The following is a 2,649-nucleotide window of genomic DNA, read 5'->3' as shown; positions in this document are numbered from 1 at the left end:
TAAACTGGCATCATGACATTCGATCTTATTCATATTTAACGGATCATTGTTGCTTACTATCCGTATTGATTTACCAATAATAATCTAGTGTGATGTCGTCGTATTAGTATAGAAAAAGACTGTTTGATGTCAGTATCATCTCGTTCTGAGATGAGTTGTTGTTATCTTGTTAATCTACTCCACTTGCGGCAATTTTAAAAGCTCACAAAAAAGGCGCTAATGCGCCTTTAATAAATAGCCTAATATGGTTCACATCAACTTTCTAACACCACAGTGGCTACAGCATAATGTTTTTCATCTGCAATACTGATAAAACCATGCTTGCCCGCTAATTGTTCAAGCCGCGCTAGCGCGCCATCGGTAAAACGTACCTGAGGCGCGCCATTATCATCATTGTCGATATGGATATGTTGAAACGACACACCTCGGCCAATTCCTGTGCCTAAGGCTTTTGCGGCAGCTTCTTTGGCGGCAAAACGTTTAGCTAAAAATCGCTCAGGCTGTTTTGATTGCAAGTAAGTAGCAAGCTCAGGTTTAGTCAGCACTCGCCTAGCTAATCTGTCTCCTAGGCGCTCTCGCTGCTCACTGATGCGGGCAATCTCAACAATGTCTGTTCCGATCCCTACAATCGCCATTATTCGCCTCTGCGGCCTTCAAGCATCAGTTTCTTCATGTCTCGTACTGCAGTGTCTAAACCATCAATAGCGGCTCGAGCAATTACAGCATGACCAATATTAAGCTCATAAAGCTCAGGAATAGCCGCGATAGCCTTAACATTGTGATAATGCAATCCGTGGCCAGCATTAACCACTAAACCTTTACTGTGTGCATATTGTGCCATTTCAGTAATACGAGCTAATTCATCTGCCTGTTCAGCATCGGTGATGGCATCAGCATAACAACCCGTGTGGATCTCAATATATGGTGCGCCAGATAACACTGCGGCATCAATTTGAGTTTTATCAGCATCAATAAACAATGACACTTTAATACCTTCTGCAGCCAAACGAGTGACGGCTGAGCGGATTTTGTCTAACTGACCTGCGACATCAAGACCGCCTTCCGTAGTTAGCTCTTCACGCTTCTCTGGGACTAAACACGCATACGCTGGTTTTATATCACAGGCGATAGCGATCATTTCTTCTGTTACAGCAAACTCGAAGTTCATTCTGGTCTTCAATGTTTTTGCCAATAAATACACATCACGATCTTGAATATGGCGACGGTCTTCACGTAAATGTATCGTGATACCATCGGCACCAGCATGCTCTGCTACAGCGGCGGCGTGCACGGGATCAGGATAATGAGTACCGCGAGCCTGACGCAATGTCGCGATATGATCGATGTTAATGCCTAATAGTATTCCGCTCACATCGAGCTCCTTAAGATAATAAATAACACAATGAGGCACACGATAAACAAAGTTATGCACTAATTTACAAGTGTTTGGCCCATGTGTTGGGTTTAAAAAATATTATATGCTAATCCGCTTTGTTACTGAATAACTGCCTACTTAATAACGGCTTATTACCTAACAATGGTGTGAGTAAATAACGCATTAACCCTTTGGCTTGATTAAACTGTTCAGGTTGCAGGTTTTGTGATGCCAATGCTAGCAACATTGCTCCAGATAAGCAGCCTTTGCCATGAGAAAAAGGGCTTTCTTGAGTAGTGACTACAGGGATAAAACCACTCTCGGCAATAAACCGATAGTGGCAACTGTCATCTAACGAGTCACCTTGGGTGTCATAAGCAAGAGACGGCAATGCACCTAACTCGAGTAACAATGCCATTTCAAAATAACGCAGGTGGCTTGAACAAAACTGTTTAGCTAACGCCAGTAGCGCACGATGATAATCGAGAAAGAGACCTTCCGCTTGGTGATCTACTGATAATAGGCGAACCAATATTTCGTTTAGGTAAAAACCAGAATAAAGACTATTACCGCTCAGCGGCATAGCAGGTGCAGCGGATTCAATTTGGGTAATATTTTTCAACCCTAAATTTCTGGCTTCGGACTGGGCACTAAATTGGATAATTAGCGGTTGAAAAGGTTGTAAGATACTTTTAATTGACCGTTTACCAGAACCGACTCGAGTAATGGCATCAACACGTCCAACACCCTCTACCAGTAAATTAACGATCACGCTCGATTCACGAAATTGTCGATGATGAAGCACATAGCCACGTTTCATAGTGGCCATGCCTATAAATACATAATCAGTAACGCTAAAGCCAATTTAGCTTTCGCCATAGCCTAAACTTCTCAATGCACGTTCATCATCAGCCCAACCGGATTTCACTTTCACCCACACTTCAAGAAATACTTTATTCTCAAATAAGGTTTCCATGTCTAGACGAGATTGCGTTGCAATAGTTCGAATTCGCTCACCTTTATTGCCAATTACCATACGTTTTTGGCCTTCACGTTCAACCAGAATTAACGCATTAATTTGATAAACGCCATTTTCCATCATTTTAAACTGTTCAATCTCAACCGTTGCGTCGTAAGGAAGTTCATCCCCAAGGAAGCGCATCAGTTTTTCACGGACAATTTCAGATGCCATAAAGCGTTGTGAGCGATCGGTCACGTAATCTTCAGGGAAATAAAATGGGGCTTCAGGTAATGATTCACGTGCCATATCCAAA

Annotated in this window: 4 protein-coding genes; all 4 read right to left on the bottom strand. The window is 42.5% G+C overall.

Features of this window, described 5'->3' with window-relative positions; translation table 11 throughout:
* Window positions 1-254: 254 nt before the first annotated feature.
* A complete protein-coding gene (acpS, locus tag CXF78_RS19770) occupies window positions 255-635 on the bottom strand; it encodes a holo-ACP synthase (RefSeq protein WP_102037722.1) in 381 nt (126 codons plus the stop codon).
* Window positions 635-1,372, bottom strand: a complete 738-nt coding sequence (gene pdxJ, locus CXF78_RS19765) for a pyridoxine 5'-phosphate synthase (RefSeq protein WP_102037721.1) — start codon at window positions 1,370-1,372, stop codon at window positions 635-637. The genes acpS and pdxJ overlap by 1 nt, the downstream gene beginning before the upstream one ends.
* 109 nt (window positions 1,373-1,481) lie before the next feature.
* Complete coding sequence (gene recO, locus CXF78_RS19760) at window positions 1,482-2,195, bottom strand: DNA repair protein RecO (protein WP_165870953.1); 714 nt, start codon at window positions 2,193-2,195, stop codon at window positions 1,482-1,484.
* A 45-nt stretch (window positions 2,196-2,240) separates the two neighbouring features.
* Window positions 2,241-2,649: GTPase Era (era, locus tag CXF78_RS19755; protein ID WP_102037719.1), on the bottom strand; the 409-nt coding region annotated here is incomplete at its 5' end.

Source organism: Shewanella sp. 11B5 (assembly GCF_002836795.1).
In the GTDB taxonomy this organism is placed as follows: Bacteria; Pseudomonadota; Gammaproteobacteria; order Enterobacterales; family Shewanellaceae; genus Shewanella; species Shewanella frigidimarina.
This window is presented reverse-complemented; position numbering and strand designations above follow the sequence as displayed.

Bases quoted from the DNA above. Each gene is read 5' to 3' on its own strand.
- acpS (WP_102037722.1), bottom strand. From the start codon at position 635: ATGGCGATTGTAGGGATCGGAACAGACATTGTTGAGATTGCCCGCATC.
- recO (WP_165870953.1), bottom strand. From the start codon at position 2,195: ATGAAACGTGGCTATGTGCTTCATCATCGACAATTTCGTGAATCGAGC.